1 pseudogene is annotated in these 524 nt (G+C 76.3%); it reads left to right on the forward strand.

From position 1 onward, the window contains the following. Window positions 1-524, forward strand: a pseudogene (locus ABD308_RS13405) (ABC transporter permease); the annotation flags it as partial.

The following is a 524-nucleotide window of genomic DNA, read 5'->3' on the forward strand; positions in this document are numbered from 1 at the left end:
CGGGGTGCTGGTGGTGCTGCGGGACCCCGGCGCGGGCTTCACCGGCGTCGGCACCGGCGCCGTGAACGCCCTGCGCGAGCGGATCACCCCGGCCCGCGACGAACTCGACAAGAACGCCGGGCTGGTCGCCCGCACCGAACTGCCCGACCTGCTGCGGGAACTGGACTCCAGCGGCATGGTCGCCCGCTCCACCCTGCTGATCGGCGCCCTCCAGCTGATCGTGCTGGCCTCCGCCGCCCTGCTGCTGGTCGTCCACCTCATCGCCGGCCGCCAACAGGCCGAGAACGACCTGCTCGCCGCCCGCGGCGCCTCCGGCCTGCGCCTCGGCGGCTTCAGCGCCACCGAGGCCCTGCTGCTCGCACTGCCCGCCGCGCTGCTCGCCCCCCTGCTCACCCCGCCGCTGCTGCGCGTCCTCGGCGGCTTCGGCCCGCTGCGCCACGTGCCGCTGGACACCTCACTGCGCTGGACCCTGTGGCCCGTCGCGATCGCCTGCGCCCTCGGCTGCGTGCTGCTCGCCGCCGCGC

Source organism: Kitasatospora putterlickiae, assembly GCF_039527695.1.
Lineage (GTDB): Bacteria > Actinomycetota > Actinomycetes > Streptomycetales > Streptomycetaceae > Kitasatospora > Kitasatospora putterlickiae.